This is a genomic window from Natrialba chahannaoensis JCM 10990, assembly GCF_000337135.1.
Lineage (GTDB): Archaea > Halobacteriota > Halobacteria > Halobacteriales > Natrialbaceae > Natrialba > Natrialba chahannaoensis.
In genome coordinates, this window is record NZ_AOIN01000067.1 from 1 (window position 1) to 20,343 (window position 20,343).

The window sequence follows — 20,343 nt, forward strand, 5'->3', positions numbered from 1 at the left end:
GTCGTGCCACCGCCGGAGGAGAGCGTCATCGTGCGACGGCGCGTATCCCCGCCGTGAACGGCGAGGCTTTGCGCCTGCTCAACCTGTAACCTACTCAAACGCAAAAGCCAAAGAGCGTTAACCTCCACACCCAGAACAGCTACCAGAGACTCACTCATGGTCGAGGACAGGATCACCGACGGCACGCGAATCGCACAACTGCTCTCCTCCGAACTCGACGGTCGCGAAGACGGCGGACTCGAGTACCTCGCGGTCACAAATGCGGACAGAGATGTCGAGCCGACGGCGGATGGGGCGCGTGCGTACGATGTGACGATGACGAGGGCTGTGGATACCGACGCAGGCGAGAGCGATGATGACGACACCACACTACTCGCCCAGGTGTTCGTTCAGCCAGACCGTGCCCGTGTCGAGTTCACCGCTGGACAGGACGGTGCCGCTGAGGCGGCCGACGAGTCCGGTCTTCGCGCTCGGCCGAAGGCGACGAAACCGCCGCGAACGCTGGTATTTGTGGAGAGTGGAGCGGAGGTCAAGCGCGTGACGGATGTCGTACAGGTGGTTGTCCGTCACGAGCGGACAGGAGTGGAGTGACTGATTACGAAAGCGAAAGGTGAACGTACATCACAAATGGAACGGAGTACGGCCAACTACTGGCCGCGTGAGAGACGGATATTTTCGACACCGTTAATCCGCCAGGACCGAACCGTTCGTCTAGAATGGTTACCGAGGCAGCACTCTCTGTCGATTTTGCCGTTATTCTTCTGAGTGCGACGCTCGCCGGATTCGTCGCAAAGCAGACCGGGCAGCCGACGATTATCGCGTACATCCTCGCCGGCATCGTGATCGGACCGGCGGTCCCCGGTCTCTTCGAAATCGGCGAGCTGACCGAGTTACTCTCCGACCTCGGGCTGGCGTTCTTGCTGTTCTTGCTCGGGATCAAGATGCGCCTTGATGATATTCAGCACATCCTCTCGCCGATCGTTAAAATCGCGCTCCCACAGATGGCGGCGGTCTTTCTTGTCGGTATGGGTGTCGCATTAGCGCTGCCGCCGTTCGGTCTCCTTGAGGCGTTTCTAATTGGACTTGCGGTCATGTACAGTTCGACTGCAGTCGTCATCAAGATGCTCAACGACAAGGACGAGGCGACGTCTCTGCACGGCAAGATCGACGTCGGTGTGTTGCTTGTCCAGGACATCGTCGTCGTCATCATCCTCGCGGTGCTCGCGGCCGGGCGGCCGGACGACCTCGCTCAGGTCGCCACAACGCTCGTGGTCGTCCTCGTCCTCGTTGCCCTCATCACCGTCGCGGCAATCGTGGCCTCCCGGACCGCCCTGCCGGTCATTTTCCGCCGTATCGCGGACAACAAGGAGGTATTCTTCCTCGTCTCCATCTCGTGGGCGTTCCTCTTCGTGTTCGTCTCCGCCAATATCGACCTCTTTCTCGCACCGCTTGGGATCACGGCGTACCTCTCGATCGAGATGGGTGCGTTCTTGGCCGGGCTGGCTATCGCACAGCTCCCCTACAGCAAGGAGTTACAGGACCGCGTTAACCCGCTGACGGACCTGTTCATCATGGTGTTTTTCGTCTCGGTTGCACTCGATCTCGAGGCGTCACAGCTGTTTGCACACACTACAGAGGCAATCATCGCTGCGCTGGTGTTGATCCCAGCGAAGTTCCTGATCTTCTTCTACCTCCTCGATTGGCAGGGCTTTGGCTCCGAAACGACGTTCCTCGGCAGCATTACTATGATTCAAGTCAGCGAGTTCGGGATCATCGTCGCCGCCGCCGGGGTCCAGGGCGGATTCATCGAGCCGGAGGTGCTCGGCTTCATGACGCTGCTCGCGATCTTCACCATGGCTGTCTCGGTCTACTTCATCGAGTTCAGTCACCAACTGTTCGAGCGGTTCGAACCGACGATAACACGGGTGACCAGCAGTGGCACGTTCGAGGGTGGTAAACAGGAGTACCAGGATCATGCCGTCATTGTTGGCTACGACGATGTAACGAAAAACGCGCTTCCGCTCCTCGACGAACACTACGACGATGTCGTCGTTATCGATCGGACAGTCGATCACATCGAAGCCCTGGAAGAAGAAGGGTACGACGCCATCTACGGTGACTCGAGAAACACCACGATCAGAAAGAATGCGGCAATAAAGAAGGCAGCGTTCGTCCTCTCCTCGTCAGTTGAACCTGCGGTAAACAAGGCGTTGCTCAGAGACGCCGGCGAGAGCACGACCGTCTTCGCCGAAGCAGAACGGGTCGAGCACGCACGCGACCTCTACGACAGCGGTGCACACTGTGTGATTATGACGCCATACTTCGCAGCCGACAGATTTGCAGCGTACCTCCGGGCATACCTCGAGGAGGAACCGGTCCTCGAGGAGGCGATCGACGAGGACATCGAACTCCTCGAGAGTCCAGAGCCGTTCCCGAACACGTATGAACGGCTTGGAGGTGGTCTCGATGACTGACCTACTCACTGCGGTCTCGCTCATGTTCATCGTGATGGGGCCGCTCCTGTTGATCGCGAACCGGTTTGATCTCCCGACAGTACCGTTTTTCGTCCTCGCAGGGCTTCCGCTCGGGTTCGTCATCGACCTGGATCTCACGCTCGAACTCGCACAGTACGGGATCGCGTTGCTCGTGTTCTCCTTCGGGATCGGTATCGACGTCTCGGCCGTCCGGACGGTGATCGTTGACAGCGAAATCGCAGCGCTCGGTCAGATACTCGTCGTCGGCACGCTTGGAGCCTTGTTGGGAATCGCGTTCGGTGTCGCACCAACAGAAGCACTCTTCCTCGGCGTGGCGGCAGCGCTTTCGTCGACGATCGTTGGAACGGCGCTGTTGAACTCACGGCCCAACAACAACTTCGTTCGTGATCGTCTCTCCAGATCCATCCACTTCGTACAGGACTTGCTGGCTGTCCTGTTCTTGCTCCTGCTGGCTGCTGGCACGATTGCCCCTGGTCCCCTTGCAACAGTCGTCGGCTATGGCGTTGCCCTGCTCGTTGCTGCCATCCTTATCAACCAGTACCTGTTCGACCTCATCGGCCGACTCGCCGGGGACTCGAGTGAACTCATGATTCTTGGCGTGGTCTCGCTGCTCGTTCTGTTCGTCGGGGCGGCGGAACTCGCCGGCATCTCCATCGCGGTTGGGGCGTTTGCTGCCGGCCTCGCGGTCCGTCACGATCCCGTCGAGTATCTCGGACTGTTCAATGGACTCAAGTCGATTGAGGACTTCTTCGTCGCGATTTTCTTCGTGACCATCGGTGCGCTCGTCACCGTGCCGTTCATCGAGCTCGGCTGGATCCCGTCGGTCGAAAAGTTAGTTCTCGCGGGTGGTCTCGTCCTGTTGACGGCAGTTGTAAAACCCGCTGTGACGACGGCAATTCTCATCTATCAGGGGTACGAAGCCCGCTCGGCGACACTGACGAGTCTCAACACTGATCAGGTCAGCGAGTTCGCCCTGATTATCGCAATCGAGGCGCTGTTACTTGGGTACTTGACCCAGAACGTCTTCGATGTGATCATCTTTGCCGCGGCGGTGACGATGGTGACCTCGAGTCTGACCCAGCGTTACGACGAACAACTTTACAGAGCGCTGGCAGAGCGCGGACTCGTCGACAGCAGACATGGTAAGGTTGACGACTGGAGTACCGCTCCCGCGGAGATGTCGGGCCACGTCATCATCGTCGGCTACGGCCGACAGGGGCAGAGACTGGTCGAGACCTGCGAAGAACTCGGACAGCCATACGTCGTTATCGAGAACGATCCTGCTCGTAGAGAGACGGTCACGGATCAGTGTGCGGCTGTGGTCGTCGGTGATGCGATGGAACGGTACACCTGGGAGAAAGCGAACGTCGAGGAGGCACGAATCATCGTTTCGACTGCTGCCTCCGACGTAGTCTCACGACGGATTCTCTCGTTCGAGTTCGACACCGATGTGACGCTGCGGGCGAACAGTCGAACGACCGCGATGGAACTCCTCGATGCGGGTGCGCTGTACGTTACCCACCCAAAAATCCTCGCCGGGCAGCGACTCGTCCAGCAGATTCAGGCATTGATCGACGGCGACCTGACGCCGGCCGAACTGCGTGAGGAGCAGCAAAGCGAACTCGATACGCTGGCTGAACACTTGCCTCCGCATCTGCGCTGAGGGTGTTGTGTTGCGGATGGTGTGGCTGTGGTGCGATCGTAGACTGTAGAAGCGGTTGTCGGGTTCTGGTGCGATCGTAGACTGTAGAAGCGGTTGTCGGGTTCTGGTGCGATCGTAGACTGTAGAAGCGGTTGTGGGCCCCGGCATGGTTGTCGATTGTCGGAGCGGTCGTCCGACTCCGGAGTGGCCGTCAATTCCAAGAACGGTCGTGGGATTTGCGGACACAGTACCGAAGCCGTAACCGAAAGATCAGCACGCCTTTGTCCCTCCTCTGGCTAGGTGCGTCCGTGTTCGACTCTGCACAGGCGCTTCGGATCGGGCGCAACCTCGTCCTCTACGCCGGCGGGGTCGGCCTGCTCGTCGTCGGCGCTCTCGGGCTTGCTGCGGCGATCGACCTTACAGCCAGTATCGCGGCTGTGCTTTTCGTCGTCGGACTCGTGCTCGTGCTCATCGTTCACGAGTACTTTGGCGGTCCTGTTTGACTGAGAGCGAACCCGACTGTTGCCGTGATGGGGCCACAGCAAGCACGCCCACACGGGCACAAATACACACATACAGCCACAGCCATAGACACAGACACACTGTTCGCTGGCTAGACCCGCTCGTCTCGCGTTGCAAACCCGTACCGTTCGAGCGCCTGGAAGTACTCACGCTGTATCGACTCGAGCTCGGCCGCCGTCGTCTCCTCTGCAGCAAGGTCCTCGACGATCCCGACCAACTGGTCGCCCGCAAGGACGTTCGGAACGGCGACGTGTGTCGCACCGGACTCGAGTAGCTCCTGTGCATCGCGGGTCGATTCGGATCGCAGGATTGTGTCGGGGTCGGGGTCGGGGTCGGTGTGGGTGTGGGTGTCGAGACTGAGGTCAAGATTGAGAACCGTTTCGGACACCGGACGGTGGTCGACTGTCGAACAGATGAGGGTGGCGTCGGCTGCCTGTGCCTTCTCCCAGGTGTAGTCTGCGAGTGCGTCACCGAGAACGTAGTTTCGGCACTCCGTGTCGAGTTCGTCCCACAGGACAGGGTCGTTCTCGATGACAACGTATGGTGTTTCGGTCGTTTCGAGCACTTCGACGATCTGTCGACCGATGCGGCCGTAGCCGACGACGATGACGTGATCGTCGAGGTCGTCAACGCTGCTTTGTTCGTCGACCTTCCGGGTGCGCTGGCCCGCGAAGAGTCGGGCAACGACGGTGTTGTAGACGATGTCTTCGGTCCGTTGACCCAGGAACGATAACAGCATGGTCACTGCCGCAGCGAGGATGATGGCGTCGAACAAGGGATCGGTGATGGTCCCCATCTGCCACGCCTGAATCGCAATGATCAGGGCGAACTCACTGACCTGATTGAGACTCGAGCCTGCGAGGAACGCAGTCCGTGCGTCGTACCCCTCGTAGATGAACGAGAGAACGTGGACGATCGGGTTGACAAAGAGTACGAAGGCAGCGAGTGCAGTTCCGATGAGAAGGACGTCGAGTGACGGAATCGAGACCAGTGCGCCGACAGTGACGAAGAAGATCGCGACGAAGAAGTCCGTGATTGAACTGATGCCGTTTTGCACCTCGAGTGACTGCGTGCCGTCGCTTCGGATAGCGATCCCGGCAGCGAACGCGCCGACGACGATGGAGAGTCCGATGTACTCTGCGGCTGCGAGAAACGCAATCAGTATCGAGATGCTGCCGATAAGGATGAGTTCACCGTCGCCGGCTGCGAGCCGAACCAGCAATGGGAAGCCGTGCCGGTAGAGGAGCAGCCCGCCAACGACGAACAGCACGCCGTAGCCAATCTGTGCGGCAATTGCATCTGCCGTGACGACCTCGACGCTGAGTATCAACAGGAGGGTAATCGCGACCAGGTCGTCGACGAAGTGGATCGACGACGCCAGCCGGCCGTGGACGAGGTTCTGTCGGATCTCGGTCCCAAGCAGGACACCGCCCACCAGCGAGGAGCTGAGGACGACGGCCGACGCGAAGTAGACGGCGTTTCGAATCGGCTCTGTGAACTGAAAGAGATCGGCAAAGAGGTAGCCGATGCCGAACGCAATCGGGCCGACGACGAGTAGCTGTGTGGCAGCAGCCACCTCTGCATCCCGGAGCACGGTCTGGAAATCGCTGAAGTCGATTCGGATCGCGAACGCGAAGACGAGGAACGCGATACCCCACTGTGCGAGAACGATAATCTCCGCCTCCGTGACGAACCGCCCCGCAATCAGCCCCGCGATAATGTAGAACGGAATCGGCGAGAGATCGAACTGGTTCGCGATAAGGGCGAGTACGCCCGCCGTAACGAAGACGATCGCCAGCGCGATCATCAGTGTCTCAGTCATCGTGATCGCCCTCCGAGACTGGATCAACATCTCCATCTGTCTCGATGGAGACTTCGCCGCCAGGTCCTGTCTCGTGGTTCTCGAGACGCTTGCCTGCCTCCTCACGTTGGGTCATGACCCGGTCTTTATCCCGAGCGACCGCGTCGTCGAACGTATCGCGGTCAGTAACGTACAACCCGACGTACTCGCTCAGTTTTTCGGCTGCAAGGTGTGATGTCATGATGACGTAGGTTGCACCGCGATCGTAGAGTGCACGCGCGTCGCCGATTCGCTCGGCCTCGACGAAGACCGTCGCACCGTCGTCGGCCTCCTCGAGAAGGGCCTCATTAACCTCGCGCTCGACACTCGAGCTGAGCACGAACGCCGACCCCTTCAGGTTCGCCTCCTTGCGGACTTCCGTATGCCGGAAGTCACCGAAGACGTAGTCATACTGCCCCTCGTGCTCGAGTTCCTCGATATGGTCGGTCCGTCGATCGATGATGACGACATCGCCGTAGCGTTCCTCGAGAAGTGGTAACGCTCGCTCGGTAATCTCGTCGTAGCCGATCGCGATTGCGTGGTCGTCGTACGTCGTGAGTTCGGTCCCCGTCTTCTCGTCGGAGTCGAATCGGTCGAACCACGGTTCGAGACGCTCGTAGATCGCGTGGTTGTACGCGATCAGATACGTCGACACCCCCATCGTCAGCAGCGCCATCAGGCTCAGATAGCCCAGGATGTCGGGGCCGATGAGCTCCTGTTGAATCGCAAGTGCACCAACGATCAGCGAGAACTCACTGACCTGCACCATGTTGATCGAGCCGAGGAACGAGGTCTCGACATCGAACCCTTCCCGATCGATGAGGTAGAACATGATCCAGAAGTTGCCGACCATCAGGACGATCGAGGCGACGATTGCCTCCCACCAGTATGCAAGGAGACTCGAGAGGCCATCGATCTGCAGCCCGATCGTGGCGAAGAACACGAGGATAAAGAAGTCCGTAATCGGCGTGATGCGATCCTCGAGTTCCTTGCTGTAGGGCAGTTGCGCGATGCTGATGCCAGCGAGGAACGCGCCGACCTTCGGATCGAGGTTGGCTCCCTCGGCGATGGCGACGAACAGGAACGCCCAGGCGATGGCGACAATGAGGAATATGTCCTTGTTGTCCGCGATTCGTCTGAACAGTCCGGGAAGAATGTACCGCGAGGATGCAAGCGAGAAGACGCCGATGAACGACATCATCACGAGAATAACACCGAGCGTCTCTGCGATATCCGCTGCACCGCCGAGTTCGTCGGCGGTGAACAGTGCGAGGACGATGACGAGGTAGATGTCCTGCACGATGAGAACGCCGACGTCAATCTTGCCGGGCAGGCTCGTAATTTCGTCCTTATCAGAGAGAATTTTGACGATAATCGGCGTTGCACCGAACACCGTCGCGAGCGAGATGACGAGAATTTCGGTCGTTCCGAACCCAAGTGCCAGCGCCACCGCAAACGCAAGCGCCGTCTGGAGAACCGTCTGGCCGAACGCGACGTTCGTCACGGCTGGGAGGATTTCGCGAATATCCTCGAATCGCATCTTCAGTCCGAGCAGAAACAGCAGAAAGGCGAATCCGAGATTCCCCATCAGCTCGACCAGCCCCTCCTCGGTGACGACATCGAACACGACTGGCCCAAGAATAATGCCGGTGAGGATGTACGCGATAATCGTCGGCTGACCCAGCTGCCGTGCGATCAATCCGATGATCGTGGCAACGACAACGATGATCGCAAAGTCGGCCGCGAGGGCGATTTGACTCATCAGAGAAACAGCTCACGTTTGTGTTCTCGTGTCTGCCTCTTATGGGTTGGTTTCTCGGTCCATCTAGCGAGCTCTGAGTGTCGTCTCGGTCGCCGACTTCTCGTTGCACTCTCACTCTCTCGTCCGTTGACGAGCCCGCGCTTCGAACTCCTCGAGTGACAGCTCTTCTGCCAACAGCGCTGCGAGATCGTCTCCGACTCGTTCGGCCGCAATTGCATCCGGATAGATTACTCCCGTCGCACCCCGGTCGGCGAACTCGGCTGCGTCTTCGATGGCGTCGACGCGAACGAGTCGTGGGATGTCCGTCTCGAGTGCAACGACAGCGTCGGCCCGTGCGGGACGGGGGGTGAGCGCGACGACTAGCGCGGCGTCCGACAGTCGGGCTTGCTCCCAGACGTCGTCGTTCGATACGTCGCCATAGACGTAGTTGTCGCAGATCGACTCGAGTTCACCCAGCACGCTGGGGTCGTCCTCGATAACGAGGAAGGGATGGGCTTGTCCCCACTTGCTGTCAGCCGCGCGCTCGACGAGTTCTCGGCCACCGTACTCGAGATCGACGACGATGACGTGATCGGAGAGGTCGTCAGCGACGGACGAGTGGGACGTGACTGACTCGCCGAGCGCGCGAGCGAAGCCACGATCACGAAGCCACTGAGCGATCGATTCGGCGTGGCGGCCTGTGTACGTGGCGACGAGCATCGACACCACCGCAGCGAGGACGATGGCGTCGAAGACCGGCCGGGCGATCTGTTCTGCACCGAGTGCCTCAATCGCGATGAAGAGACTGAAGATGCTGACCTGATCGAGCGTGAGCGCAGTCAGCACGGCGGTCCGACCGTCGAAACCAGCGCGAACGAACAGCGCTGCGGCGAGTACTGGGTTGAGGACGAGAATCGCGACCAGTAACGTCAGCGTATAGCCCGCTGTCTCGAGTCCCGGTAGTGTCAACAACGCGCCGAGCGTGACGAAGAAGATCGGCGAGAAAAAGTCCTCGAGGTCGTCGACGGTGTCCACGAGTTCGAGCGAGTGTGGGTAGTCGTCGGCGACGGCGATGCCGGCGGCGAACGCGCCGACGACGATCGAGAGCGCTGCCGCCTCGGCGAGGGCGATGAAGCCGACAACGAAGGAGATGCCGACGAGCATCAGGATCTCGCTATCCCCCCGCAGGCGGGCGGTGAGGCGATGGAAGACGGTGTACCGGATGAGCAATGCGAGTGCGACGATGCCCGCAGCGACGGCGAACTGTTCCCAGGCCGGCGTCGCCGCGTAGACGACTGCACTGAGTGTGAGGACGGCGAGCACGCCAAGTACGTCCTCGGTGAAGTGCACCGACTCTGCCAGTCGCGCATAGGTCGGGCGCACTCCGGCTGTCGTATCGAGGTAGCTCGTCGCGACGAGTGACGAACTCAACGCTGCAGTGATGCCGAGGTAACTGGCGTTGATCGCATCGAGTCCGAGCGCGAGGCCGGCACCGAATCCCAGCCCGCCGACGACGGCCGCCTGAAGGACGCTGACGGCCACGCTGAGTCGCCCAGTCGACCGGACGAACTCGAGGTCGACGTGGACGCCGAACAGGAACACGAGGAAGGCGACGCCCCACTGTGCCAGATCGAGCAACTGCGTTTCGTCGATTACGACCCCGACGAAGATTCCGGCGAGCAGGTAGAACGGGATCACCGGGAGGTCCCACTGTGCGGCAAGCAGCAGGAAGACTGCTGCGACGCTGAAGATGAGCATCAGCGCGAAGAGTACCTCATACATCGGTCTCACCCTCGCCTCTTCTATCGCTATCTTCGCCACCAGCAGTCCTGTCGTCATCCGCACCGCCATCACCTGCCCTGCCACTGTTCACCTTCCCGTTGTCTTCGCCGCCATCCGCCCTGCCACTATCTCCCTCCCCATCGCACTCGCCACCATCCGCTCGAACCCCCTCACTCCGCGCTCGGGCCGTCACCGACGCCATTCGCTCTTCGAACGCCTCCCGGTCGTCGAGTAACTCGAGTAGCGTCGCGAGTTCGGTGCCGACGAGCTTGGTCTCGGCGACGACGTAGTCCGCACCGGCGTCACGCAGTGCCTGGGCATCCTCCTCGTCGGTCGCCAGTATGATCGAGAGCGTGTCAGTGTCGGCGGTTTCCTCAATCAGTCGGCGGTTGACGTCGGTTCGGTCTGCGACGCTCACGAGGACGGTGGCACCGCCGATGTTTGCTTCCTGTCGAATTTCGCCGTGTCTCGCGTTGCCGAAGATGAACGCGTACTCGGCCGCAGAGAGTTCGTCGACGTAGGCCGCGCCGTCTTCGATGACGACGACGTCGGTCACGTCGGCTGTGTCCGCGTCGGTGAGTACCTCGGCGAGTTCGGCGGTGAACCGACTGTACCCGACGAGCACCGCGTGATCATCGTGTTCGACGGGATCAACCGTGATCGTGTCCTCGCGCTCGAATCGCGAGAGGAATGGTTCGACTCGATCAAAGATTTCGCGGTTGTATCGCACGTAGTACGTCGAAATCGGCATCGTCACCAGCGCCATCAGGCTGAGAAAGCCGAGAATACCCTCCTCGACGAACCCCTCGTTGACTGCGAGCGCCCCAAGAACGACGGAGAACTCGCTCACCTGCAACATTGAGATCGTGCCCAGGAATGACGTTTCGATGTCGAAGCGCTGGCTGTAGAACAACCCGAAGACGATGCCGAAGTTGATCACGAGCAGCGCTGCACAGGCGAGTAATGCCTCTTGCCAGTAGGCGAGCAACTGACCGCGCTCCATCTGTAACGCGATGCTCGCGAAGAAGACGGCGATGAAGAAGTTCGTCGCCGGCCGCATTCGCTCTTTGAGCTCCGTGCTATAGGGAAGCTGTGCCAGCGAGAGGCCCGCGATGAACGCGCCCAACTCGACTGATAACTCGAGTGCCTCCGCGGCGAAGATGAAGACGAATGCCCAGGCGATGCCGACGGTGAACAGTGTGCTCTTGTTTGCGGCGCTCGCCCGCAACAGCGACGGGAGGACGTACTTGCTGGCCGCGTAGGCGACAAGGCCGATGGCGACCATCAGGATGAGCACCCGGCCGATGCTCGTGGCGATTTCGGCCGTGTCGTCGACGGTGCCGACGGCGAGAATCGCGAGCGCCAGCACGAGGTAGATGTCCTGGAAGATGAGGATGCCGACGTCTGCCTTACCGTACAGCGTCTTGAGGTCGCCCTTGTCGCCAAGTACCTTGACGATGATCGGCGTTGCGCCGAAGGTGGTGGCGAGTGCGAGCATTAGCGATTGAAAGAGTGTGAACCCGAGGGCGAGTGCGACTGCGGTCGAGGCGACCGCCTGCAACACCGCCTGGCCGACGGCGATCATGCCGACTGGGCGCATGATTTCTCGAATATCGTCGAATCGCATCTCGATGCCGAGCAGGAACAGCAGGAAGCCGAGGCCGAGTTCGGAGAGGATCTCGATGAGTTGGTCCTCGCCGACGATGCCGAGCCCGATTGGCCCGACGACGACACCGGTCAAAATGTACGCGACGATCGTCGGCTGGCCGGTCAGCCTGGCGACGTAGCTGAGAACGGCAGCAGCGACGATGAGCAATGCGAAGTCCGTCGCGAGTGCGATTCCACCGAGCGACATAATCAAGAGCTATAGTAGCCACTGCAAGTCACTGCGCACCTGATCGCCCGACAGCAGCGCGGTTCGGAGCGAGTGAACTGAGCGAGAACCGCGAACGTGCGATCAGTGTATAAATAGTTGCAGTTGTTTCTATAGTAGCAGCCGGCGGGTGCGATCGGACCACACCGAGTCCCACGACGGTTGCGACGGTCGAGCNTCGGAGCGAGTGAACTGAGCGAGAACCGCGAACGTGCGATCAGTGTATAAATAGTTGCAGTTGTTTCTATAGTAGCAGCCGGCGGGTGCGATCGGACCACACCGAGTCCCACGACGGTTGCGACGGTCGAGCACCTGGAACAAGCCTCTGTCGCTCCCAGCTACCTTGTCCCATCGGAAAAGCGTTCGCGCTGCACGCATGCGATGGCACATCCGGTCTATTCGCTCTTTCATCGTCGACGGAGAAACCAGACAGCAGCCAGCCTGCGGCTACTCGAGTAACCCTTCGACCAGCAGCTCTGCCGACGCGAGGTTGGTCGCAAGTGCAACGTCGTGGACGTCACAGATTCGCAGGAGCGCCGAGATGTCGGGCTCGTGGGGCTGGGCGCGAAGCGGGTCGCGCAGGAAGACGATGCCGTCGAGTTCGTCCGCGGCGACTTCGGCACCGATCATCAGGTCACCGCCGTAGGGGCCGGACTCTTTCCGCTCGATTTCGAGCTCGGTCTCCTCCTGGAGCCGTTTTCCGGTTGTCCCGGTCGCGACGAGGTCGCAGTCGGTGAGTGTCGACTCGTAGCGGGTGGCGAACTCGATCAGCGCGGCTTTCTTCTCGTCGTGAGCGATCAGTGCGAGACGACTCATACGCGGTCATCGACAGCCCGATGGGTAACTCCCCCACTCACATGTGAGTGGTCCGGACGGGTGTGCGTTCTCTACACGGATGTGGCTGATCTGGTGTGATATGTAGGGCTGGCGTGGCCGAACGCGGGAACGGCAACGGCGGAGGCGAACGTTTTTCCGCGCGGACTGTCGGACTTTCGCTATGCCAGCACCATCACCACCGTCATCGTCACCATCAACGCCAGCTGATGCGCCGTCCTCCCAGCCTGATGCTCACCACGTCGGTATCACCGTAGACGACCTCGACACCGTCCTCCCGTTCTACCGCGACACTCTCGGTCTCACAGTCGTCGACGAGTTCAGCGTCGCTGGCGACGCCCTCGCCACCGCAATCGATGTCGCAGACGCGAGCGGCACGTTCGTCCACCTCGAAGGCGAGCACGGCCACGGTTCCCACATCGAACTCGTCTCGTTCGAACCCGCCGCTCGCGATGCATCAGCTGCGGGACTCAATCAGCCCGGCGCGACACACATCGGCCTCCAGGTCGACGACCTCGACTCGTTCTACGCGAAGCTCGACGACGAGGTCACGACACTGAGCGAGCCGCGTACGACCGAAAGCGGGACGACGATTCTCTTCTTGCGTGATCCGGAGGGGAACCTCGTCGAGGTACTCGAGTCCTGAGCACCAACCGCCACCAAACACGGCCGCTGTCGAACTAGGAGTGAGGGCCAGACAAACAGAAGCTACTCGCGTGTGAACGTCGACCGGACCTGTTCGACATCCTTCTCGCAGTTGGGACAGGTTTCCTTCTCATCGGCGATGTAGACCGCCTTGCATGTCGAACACTGGAACAGGTTGCCGCTCGCTCCCGTCCTCGACTCGGCGGGCGACTCGGTTTCCGATGGCGATGTCTCGGCGGAGCCGGTTCCTCCGAGTAGTGACCCGAGTCCGAGACTGGTCCTGCTGTCAGCATCGGTCTGCGTCCCGCCCGTTCGCGTCGTGAGTTGCGTGCTGGTACTGGGGCTCGTCCCACGCCGAAGTGTCGACTGGACGTGGTCACGAACGCGACCGAACTGCAGGAACGGTTTCATCTTCCGGCGAATGTCCATACCCAAAATATGTGTAATCGTCCCGAAGTAGATGTGGTCTAAAATATTTGGTGGCCAACCGTGTGGGACAATCTCGCCACGCACACAGTTGATTCACCGGCCGTCGCGCTCGCTCGCCGTGCTCCGGGCGGATAGGAACCTTTTCGATCCTTGCGGCGGGAGTCGCGTGCATGAACTTCTTCGACCGCCTGCACGACCGCATCCGAACGGTCGACAGCGTCGTCAGCGTCGGCCTCGACCCCGACCCGTCTCGCATCCCAGACCACCTCACAGAGTACGACCTCCCGCGATGGGCGTTCAACCGCCGTATCATCGATGCAACCCACGAACACGCTGCCGTCTACAAACCGAACGCTGCCTTCTACGAGGACCCCGACGGGTGGGCTGCACTCGAGGAGACCATTGCCTACGCCCACGGCAAGAACGTCCCCGTCCTGCTCGACGCCAAACGCGCGGATATCGGGAACACGACCCGCCAGTACGCCCAGATTCTCGAGAAGGCCGACGCGATCACGGTCAACCCCTACATGGGACGGGACTCTCTGCAGCCCTTCCTCGCCGACGAGGAGTCGGGCGTCTTCATCCTCTGTCGCACGTCGAACCCTGGCGGTGCGGATATCCAGGATCTCGAACTCGAGTCCGGCGAACCAGTGTACGAGCGTGTCGCCGCGCTCGCGGATCTCTGGAACGAGAACGACAACGTCGGCCTCGTCGTCGGCGCGACGAAACCCGAGGAACTCGAGGAGCTCCGCGAACAGGTACCTGATCTGCCGTTCCTCGTCCCCGGTGTAGGCGCACAGGGCGGTGACGCCGAGGCGGCCGTCGAGTTCGGACTGGCAAACGGTGTCGGGCTGGTGAACTCCTCACGCGGCATTATCTTCGCGGGTGAACACGACGGCGAGGAGTTCGCCAAAGCGAGCGGCCAGGCGGCAAAGCGACTCAAGAAGCGGCTCAATCAGTACCGGGACTGAGTCAATCTCGGGTTCAGTCTTGGCTGCAACGTTCCACCCCACTAGCCGTTATCTGCCTGTACTGTGTCACTCGTTCTGAGTCGTACTCGAGTTCGGGTCCGGGTTCGAGTCTGCGTCCGATTCCACGCCACCACAGTCTGACTCGACGACTCGACCGATCACACGCCCGTCGCGTACTCGATCCGTAATCTCGACCACAACTTCGGCCTCGACCGGAACAGTGTCCGCCTCCGACTCCGCAGGCAATGTCTCAGCACTGATCTCCTCACGCGAAACAACGATCGGAAGCGGACTGGACTCGAGTGGATGTGCTGCGACGAACTCCCCATCGCGCTCCTCGAGAGTGACGCGGAACCGCTTGCCGACGCCGACGGCGGACTCGAGTTGGTTGCGGATCGAAGTCACAGTGTCTCAAAACCGGTGGATATCCACGTCGTCCGCGTTTGGATCTCGACCCGGTTCGGCCTGTGCTGCACAGTCGGCACAGAGGCCCTTCCCGCGCTCGTAGTGTTGCTCGCAGGCGAGCGTGCCGCAGTTGTCACAGCGCTCTTGTGCCGGACGCGTTTCGCAGATCTGGCAGAGGCCGCTGACGCTCATACGGGTTGTACGGACTCGAGCCTCTTGAAACCGGAGCCGGCGTCGTCCGCCCAATTGTGGTGATTGATACCTAGCGACGAGAAGGCTTTTGCCGTGTGGCCCGCTACCAGTTGCTATGAGCCGTGACCGGGCTCTTCTCGAGCGAGCCCTGGACCGTGGCGAACAGGATGGTGGCAGCGTCGAGTTCAAGGAACGACTCTCACGCGACGTTCATCTCGAGAGTGGGCGACGTGAGAGCCTGGCGGCCCAGCTTCGACATCGGCTGCTCTCCGGCGACGGAGAGGCGACGTACGTCGTCGGCGTGACGGACGACGGCGGACTCGCTGGCATCAACCCCGATACCTTCTCCGAGACGATGGATGTCCTCTCGTTGCTCGCCGAAGAGGCCGACGCACACATCGATGACGTCCAGACCTGGGGAGTCAACCAGGGCATCGTCGGCGTTGCGACGATCAACGAAGGTAGCGTCCTCGAGACGGACGACGAACACGTCGTCGTCGGCACCGCGGGGCACGTCGACCACGGCAAGAGTACGCTCGTGGGCTCACTCGTCACCGGGAACCCGGACGACGGTGACGGGGCGACGCGATCGTATCTCGACGTCCAGCCCCACGAAGTCGAGCGCGGGCTCTCGGCTGACCTCTCCTACGCGGTTTACGGCTTCGACGAGGATGGTCCCGTCCGCGTCCGCAACCCGAACCGGAAGGCAGANGTGTATAAGAGACAGCGTCGACACCGTGGGCCACGAACCGTGGCTCCGAACGACGATTCGCGGCCTCGTCGGGCAGAAACTCGACTACGGACTGCTGGTCGTCGCCGCCGATGATGGCCCGACCCGCACGACCCGCGAACATCTCGGCGTCCTGCTCGCGACCGAACTCCCGACGATCGTCGCGATCACAAAGACCGACGCCGTCAGCGAGGAGCGCGTCGAGGAAGTCGAACGCGAGGTCGAGGCTCTCCTCCGGGAGGTCGAGAAGTCGCCGCTTCGCGTTGCTCGCCACGGCGTCGACACTGCGATCGAGGAGATCGGCGAGCGCGTCGTTCCGATCGTCGAGACCAGCGCCATCACGATGGCGGGTCTCGACACGCTCGACGAACTCTTCGACCGACTCCCCAAGACCTCACAGGACACCGGCGAGTTCCGGATGTACGTCGACCGCAGCTACTCGGTGACCGGCGTCGGCGCAGTCGCCTCGGGAACTATCAAATCCGGCGAGGTTGAGGCCGGCGACGAACTCCTGATCGGTCCGATGCCGGACGGCCGCTTCCAGGAAGTCGAAGTCCGCTCGATCGAGATGCACTACCACCGGGTCGATCAGGCCCAGGCCGGCCGCATCGTCGGCATCGCGCTCAAAGGTATCAAGGAGAGCGCGATCGAACGCGGGATGGTTCTTCTGCCCCAGGACGCCGATCCGGACCCGGTCCGGGAGTTCGAGGCCGAAGTCATGGTGCTCAACCACCCAACCCGGATCGGCGACGGCTACGAACCCGTCGTCCACCTCGAGACGATCGGCGAGGCAGCCGCGTTCCACCCCGACGAAGGCCGGCTGCTGCCGGGCGATACAGGCGAAACTACCGTCCGATTCAAGTTCCGACCCTACCTCGTCGAGGAGGGCCAGAAGTTCGTCTTCCGCGAGGGCCGGAGTAAGGGCGTCGGGACGGTCACTGACGTCCAGCCACTCGAGTAGTACTGCTCGCACATATAACCCGAACCCGCCACCCGCACACCGCCGGAACCCGGTCACCACGGTCCCATCATTCTGTTCCGACACACTTTTCGACTAGCTGCCACCTCGTTCGGGCATGCTCCCTGACTCCCCGTCGGATCGCCTGTGGTGGGCGATCAGTGAATCGGTCGTCCTCTTTGGCATCTTCCTGTTCTGGGTCGCCGTCACAACTGTCATGACGATCGCGATCAGAATTGTCTTCCTTCCCGTGGAACTGCTCGACATCTCCATGCCATCCACGGCAACGTTCTTTCAGTCGCTAACTGGCTTCCGAAGTCTCGTCGTTCCACTGACGGTACTCACTGGATTACTTTACATCACCGTTCGCGGTGGAACACTGCTCATCGATTACTACGACGATCACGGCGGCCAGCACGACCGTCAGGGCTCTCGCGATTCTCACGATCAGCGCCCCCACCAGTCGAACTAATCGTCCCGGATCCGACCCACTCCCACCGGGTGATCACCGATCACCGACCCACCCAACGTCACCGCATCCGGATGCATGAAGAGAATCACGTCCTCCGGCATCGACACGTCCGTCCAGAGCTGGCGTTCGAGAAACGGCATCGACTCGACCGCGAGCTCATCGGCCAGCAGTCGGCGCTCGAGTACCCGCCGATTGTTCGGATGGAGGTAGAACTCGCAGGTGGTTGGATCAGTCCGGGACTCGAGTGCATTGAACAACTGCCGGCAGACGTCGATCACGTCGGGTGCGTCGACGGTGACGAGCGACGGCTCAGGGCCGTCTGTTCTCCCAGTCTCGCGGATTTCGTCGACGACGGACTGGAAGTTGATCGCGTGGTTGGTCATAGTGTGATCTGCGCATCAATCGAGTAAAGTCGGCCGATTCCTGGTTCCTGCTCCTGGCTCTGAAACGTCGATGCAACGCTAGCAAGTGACGGTGAATCCCGGACTTCAGACTTCGGACTTCAGACTTCGGACTCCGGACTCACCACGGCAGCGTCGCCAACTCTTCGAGCGAGCCCAGCGTGTGCGTGGGTTCGGGAGTCGGCTCCGGCGGCACGTCGCCGGTCGCTGGAATCCACACCGATCGGAGTCCAGCCGTCCGAGCGCCCGCGACGTCCGACGAGAGCGAGTTCCCGATGTAGACCGCGCGTTCCGGGGTGGACTCGAGTTGCTCCAATGCGAGGTCGAACGGTTCGGCCGCGGGTTTCGGCGCTGTGTCGTAGCCAGCGCAGACGACGGTCTCGAACCGGTCGTCGAGACCGATCGCCTCGAGTTTGGTTCGTTGCATTTTGGGTGGGCCGTTCGTGATCAGTCCGAGCCGGTACTCTCCAGCGAGCTGGTCGACGACCTGCCGTGCCCCTGGCAAGGGTTCGATGCGCTCCTGGTCGCGAAGTTCCTCGAACGCGTCCGCGACTGCCTCGCCCGCCGCGCGGTCGTGGCCCGAAGCGACGCTCAGGTCACCGAAACACTGCCGGCGGAGGTCGAGAATATCCGTACTGTCTGTGAGGTAGTCGCGGTAGCGGTCGTAGTACGCGCCGATGTCCCAGCACTGCGCGACGCCGGCGCGCTCAAACGCTGCGGAGAGCACCTCGTCGGCATCCTGGCTGTAGGTACACAGTGTGTCGTCAAGATCGAAGCAGACGACATCGGTGTCGATCGTCTCAGTCACAGTTGCTGGATTGTCGTCTCACCCGATAAAACGCGCTGTCTCCGATCGACTTCCACTTTCGCCCCCATCGCTATGGCGTGACGGCAGTCGCCTGGTACCTGCGTTTATCCTCGCTTGCAACCTGCTTTGCGAGTTCGAGCAGCACGGCCCACTCGAGTATCCGCCCCACGCGCTCCCGTTGCACCGGTCGGCGCGAGGCCGTGTCGACGCGTTCTGCGACGGTCGCCGCTGACAGCGGTTCGGCAGCAGCGCCGAGCACGTCGAGCACCGCCTGCACGCCGTGGACGCGCTCACGGAACGCCGTCTGGATCGCAGGGAACTCGAGTTCCTGCTCCGTCTGGTGATAGCCTTCCGTTCCGTCTGCGGCGAGTTCGAGCGCGCGAAGGAAGGTGAGCCAGGTTGCGGCGTCGTCGCGGTCTTGAATCTGGATCTGCGCCCCCGCGCTCTCGTCAGTTCGATCCAGCACCCGTGCACAACAGTCCGGCGTGTCTGCCGCCTCGGCCTCCGTGGCCGGAAGGGTGGCCCGAACTGTGGCGATGGACTCGAGTACGTCCTCGGAGTCGTGGGGTGGCTCTGGAATCGGTTTGAACGTGAGGGACATGTGCTGTTTCGTGTTGCTGGAGCAGGTTCAGTGAAGTCTGGTCGTGTCCGTGCACGTGGCTGCTCAGAGGTCGAACGACTCGGCAACGAGTTCCTCGTCGCGCTCGCCGTGAACGTAGGTTGGACCCCCGAGCACGTCGATGGTCACCGTCGCGGGTGCGAACAGATCCGAAGGGACCTCCTCGAAGTCCCAGTCGAGATCGTCGAAGATATCACCGAACGGCCGGCCGTGCTCGTCGGCGGCCGTCGACGGCACTGAATCGAAGATGTCTGCGTCCTCGCGAACGGTGATGTGCGCCGAGCCGCCGTAGGCGATTGCATCATTCGTGCGCGCGATGGCCGTCCGCTCGTCCTCCGGCACTGGTGCAACCGGCGCGCGGCCCGTTGCCGAGACGATATCGCGCAGGTCGTAGCCCAGTTCGGCGAGGCGGAATGTCGCGAGCTCGGCCGCGCGTGCGGCGTTCGTGATACTGCCGGCGAGGCTGGCTGTCGGGTAGGCAAGCAGGAAGACGCTGCTCGTCTCGACTTCCGCGAGCTCGGCGACCTGCTCGGCTGCGGACTCGGTTGGGTAGTCTTCGGTCTCGACGGCGAGCGCTGTCAGGTCGAACGCGTCCGTGTAGCCGACGCGGCGGAACTCCTCCTCTTCGGCGACGAGCGCCCGTGCAGGCCCGCTGCCGAGCCCCTCGAAGTCCTCGGTGATGAGCTCCCAGCCGGCTTTCTGCGAACAGAGCAACGAGAGTGCCGGCTGATCGGTCGCGAGCTCGACGTACGGTATCGTCGCGCCACCGAGTTCGCCCAGTTCGTAACTCGGTGTCGCAAGCCCCGCCGTCTGAATCTCCGTCAGCAACAGTCCTGCCTCGATCCCACCGTCGAACTCGAGTCCGAAGTCGAGCACGGTCGACTCGGTGTCGAGATCGTAGCCGCCGATGTTGAGTTCCTCGGCGTACTCGAGGGCTTCGTCGACCAACTCGATCGCCATTCGGTTAAGACTCTCCATGGATTA

General features: G+C 61.4%; 19 protein-coding genes and 1 pseudogene. 8 read left to right on the forward strand and 12 right to left on the reverse strand.

What is annotated here, in order from left to right; all coding sequences use genetic code 11:
- The first annotated feature begins 156 nt into the window (after positions 1-156).
- The 4 genes from C482_RS12335 to C482_RS12350 all read left to right on the forward strand — a co-directional run bounded on the left by C482_RS12335 (position 157) and on the right by C482_RS12350 (position 4,640).
- Positions 157-591 (forward strand): hypothetical protein, encoded by a 435-nt coding sequence (locus C482_RS12335; protein ID WP_006167957.1) that lies wholly within the window; start codon positions 157-159, stop codon positions 589-591.
- A 125-nt stretch (positions 592-716) separates the two neighbouring features.
- Entirely contained in the window at positions 717-2,474 is a 1,758-nt protein-coding gene (locus C482_RS12340; protein ID WP_006167958.1) for a cation:proton antiporter, read from the forward strand.
- Entirely contained in the window at positions 2,467-4,158 is a 1,692-nt protein-coding gene (locus tag C482_RS12345; protein ID WP_049896701.1) for a cation:proton antiporter, read from the forward strand. Before C482_RS12340 ends, C482_RS12345 begins: the two co-directional genes overlap by 8 nt.
- Before the next feature lie 287 nt (positions 4,159-4,445).
- Positions 4,446-4,640 carry a hypothetical protein gene (locus C482_RS12350; RefSeq protein ID WP_006167960.1) on the forward strand — a complete coding sequence of 65 codons (195 nt, stop codon included), beginning with the start codon at positions 4,446-4,448 and terminating at the stop codon, positions 4,638-4,640.
- Between the two features lie 110 nt (positions 4,641-4,750).
- On the opposite strand, the gene C482_RS12355 is transcribed toward C482_RS12350, so the two are convergent.
- The 5 genes from C482_RS12355 to C482_RS12375 form a co-directional block, all read right to left on the reverse strand.
- Positions 4,751-6,481, reverse strand: coding sequence for a cation:proton antiporter (locus C482_RS12355; RefSeq protein WP_006167961.1), 1,731 nt, complete (start codon positions 6,479-6,481; stop codon positions 4,751-4,753).
- The gene (locus C482_RS12360) at positions 6,474-8,261 is read right to left on the reverse strand and encodes a cation:proton antiporter (protein ID WP_006167962.1); all 1,788 of its coding nucleotides are present in this window, start codon (positions 8,259-8,261) and stop codon (positions 6,474-6,476) included. The genes C482_RS12355 and C482_RS12360 overlap by 8 nt, the downstream gene beginning before the upstream one ends.
- 111 nt (positions 8,262-8,372) lie before the next feature.
- Positions 8,373-10,022 (reverse strand): cation:proton antiporter, encoded by a 1,650-nt coding sequence (locus C482_RS12365; RefSeq protein WP_006167963.1) that lies wholly within the window; start codon positions 10,020-10,022, stop codon positions 8,373-8,375.
- Positions 10,015-11,877 carry a cation:proton antiporter gene (locus C482_RS12370; protein ID WP_006167964.1) on the reverse strand — a complete coding sequence of 621 codons (1,863 nt, stop codon included), beginning with the start codon at positions 11,875-11,877 and terminating at the stop codon, positions 10,015-10,017. Before C482_RS12370 ends, C482_RS12365 begins: the two co-directional genes overlap by 8 nt.
- Before the next feature lie 465 nt (positions 11,878-12,342).
- A complete protein-coding gene (locus C482_RS12375; protein WP_006167965.1) occupies positions 12,343-12,711 on the reverse strand; it encodes a methylglyoxal synthase in 369 nt (122 codons plus the stop codon).
- A 181-nt stretch (positions 12,712-12,892) separates the two neighbouring features.
- On the opposite strand from C482_RS12375, the gene C482_RS12380 reads away from it, so the two are divergent.
- Positions 12,893-13,375, forward strand: coding sequence for a VOC family protein (locus tag C482_RS12380; RefSeq protein WP_006167966.1), 483 nt, complete (start codon positions 12,893-12,895; stop codon positions 13,373-13,375).
- A gap of 62 nt (positions 13,376-13,437) precedes the next feature.
- Here the strand turns inward: C482_RS12380 and C482_RS12385 are convergent, their stop codons facing one another.
- Entirely contained in the window at positions 13,438-13,803 is a 366-nt protein-coding gene (locus C482_RS12385) for a hypothetical protein (RefSeq protein ID WP_006167967.1), read from the reverse strand.
- Between the two features lie 170 nt (positions 13,804-13,973).
- On the opposite strand from C482_RS12385, the gene pyrF reads away from it, so the two are divergent.
- Positions 13,974-14,774 carry an orotidine-5'-phosphate decarboxylase gene (gene pyrF, locus C482_RS12390; RefSeq protein WP_006167968.1) on the forward strand — a complete coding sequence of 267 codons (801 nt, stop codon included), beginning with the start codon at positions 13,974-13,976 and terminating at the stop codon, positions 14,772-14,774.
- A gap of 66 nt (positions 14,775-14,840) precedes the next feature.
- Here the strand turns inward: pyrF and C482_RS12395 are convergent, their stop codons facing one another.
- Positions 14,841-15,179 (reverse strand): hypothetical protein, encoded by a 339-nt coding sequence (locus tag C482_RS12395; protein WP_006167969.1) that lies wholly within the window; start codon positions 15,177-15,179, stop codon positions 14,841-14,843.
- A gap of 6 nt (positions 15,180-15,185) precedes the next feature.
- Positions 15,186-15,371 carry a hypothetical protein gene (locus C482_RS12400; RefSeq protein ID WP_006167970.1) on the reverse strand — a complete coding sequence of 62 codons (186 nt, stop codon included), beginning with the start codon at positions 15,369-15,371 and terminating at the stop codon, positions 15,186-15,188.
- Positions 15,372-15,486: 115 nt separating this feature from the next.
- On the opposite strand from C482_RS12400, the pseudogene C482_RS12405 reads away from it, so the two are divergent.
- Together C482_RS12405 and C482_RS12410 are read left to right on the forward strand one after the other, a co-directional pair.
- A pseudogene (locus tag C482_RS12405) lies at positions 15,487-17,062 on the forward strand (GTPBP1 family GTP-binding protein).
- Between the two features lie 115 nt (positions 17,063-17,177).
- Positions 17,178-17,531 carry a hypothetical protein gene (locus C482_RS12410; RefSeq protein ID WP_006167971.1) on the forward strand — a complete coding sequence of 118 codons (354 nt, stop codon included), beginning with the start codon at positions 17,178-17,180 and terminating at the stop codon, positions 17,529-17,531.
- On the opposite strand, the gene C482_RS12415 is transcribed toward C482_RS12410, so the two are convergent.
- From C482_RS12415 to mch, 4 genes are all read right to left on the reverse strand, one after another.
- Positions 17,528-17,914 carry a hypothetical protein gene (locus tag C482_RS12415; protein ID WP_006167972.1) on the reverse strand — a complete coding sequence of 129 codons (387 nt, stop codon included), beginning with the start codon at positions 17,912-17,914 and terminating at the stop codon, positions 17,528-17,530. The genes C482_RS12410 and C482_RS12415 overlap by 4 nt on opposite strands.
- A 139-nt stretch (positions 17,915-18,053) precedes the next feature.
- The gene (locus C482_RS12420; RefSeq protein WP_006167973.1) at positions 18,054-18,740 is read right to left on the reverse strand and encodes an HAD family hydrolase; all 687 of its coding nucleotides are present in this window, start codon (positions 18,738-18,740) and stop codon (positions 18,054-18,056) included.
- Between the two features lie 70 nt (positions 18,741-18,810).
- Complete coding sequence (locus C482_RS12425) at positions 18,811-19,341, reverse strand: hypothetical protein (RefSeq protein WP_006167974.1); 531 nt, start codon at positions 19,339-19,341, stop codon at positions 18,811-18,813.
- Between the two features lie 63 nt (positions 19,342-19,404).
- The gene (mch, locus tag C482_RS12430) at positions 19,405-20,337 is read right to left on the reverse strand and encodes a methenyltetrahydromethanopterin cyclohydrolase (RefSeq protein WP_006167975.1); all 933 of its coding nucleotides are present in this window, start codon (positions 20,335-20,337) and stop codon (positions 19,405-19,407) included.
- Positions 20,338-20,343 lie beyond the last annotated feature (6 nt).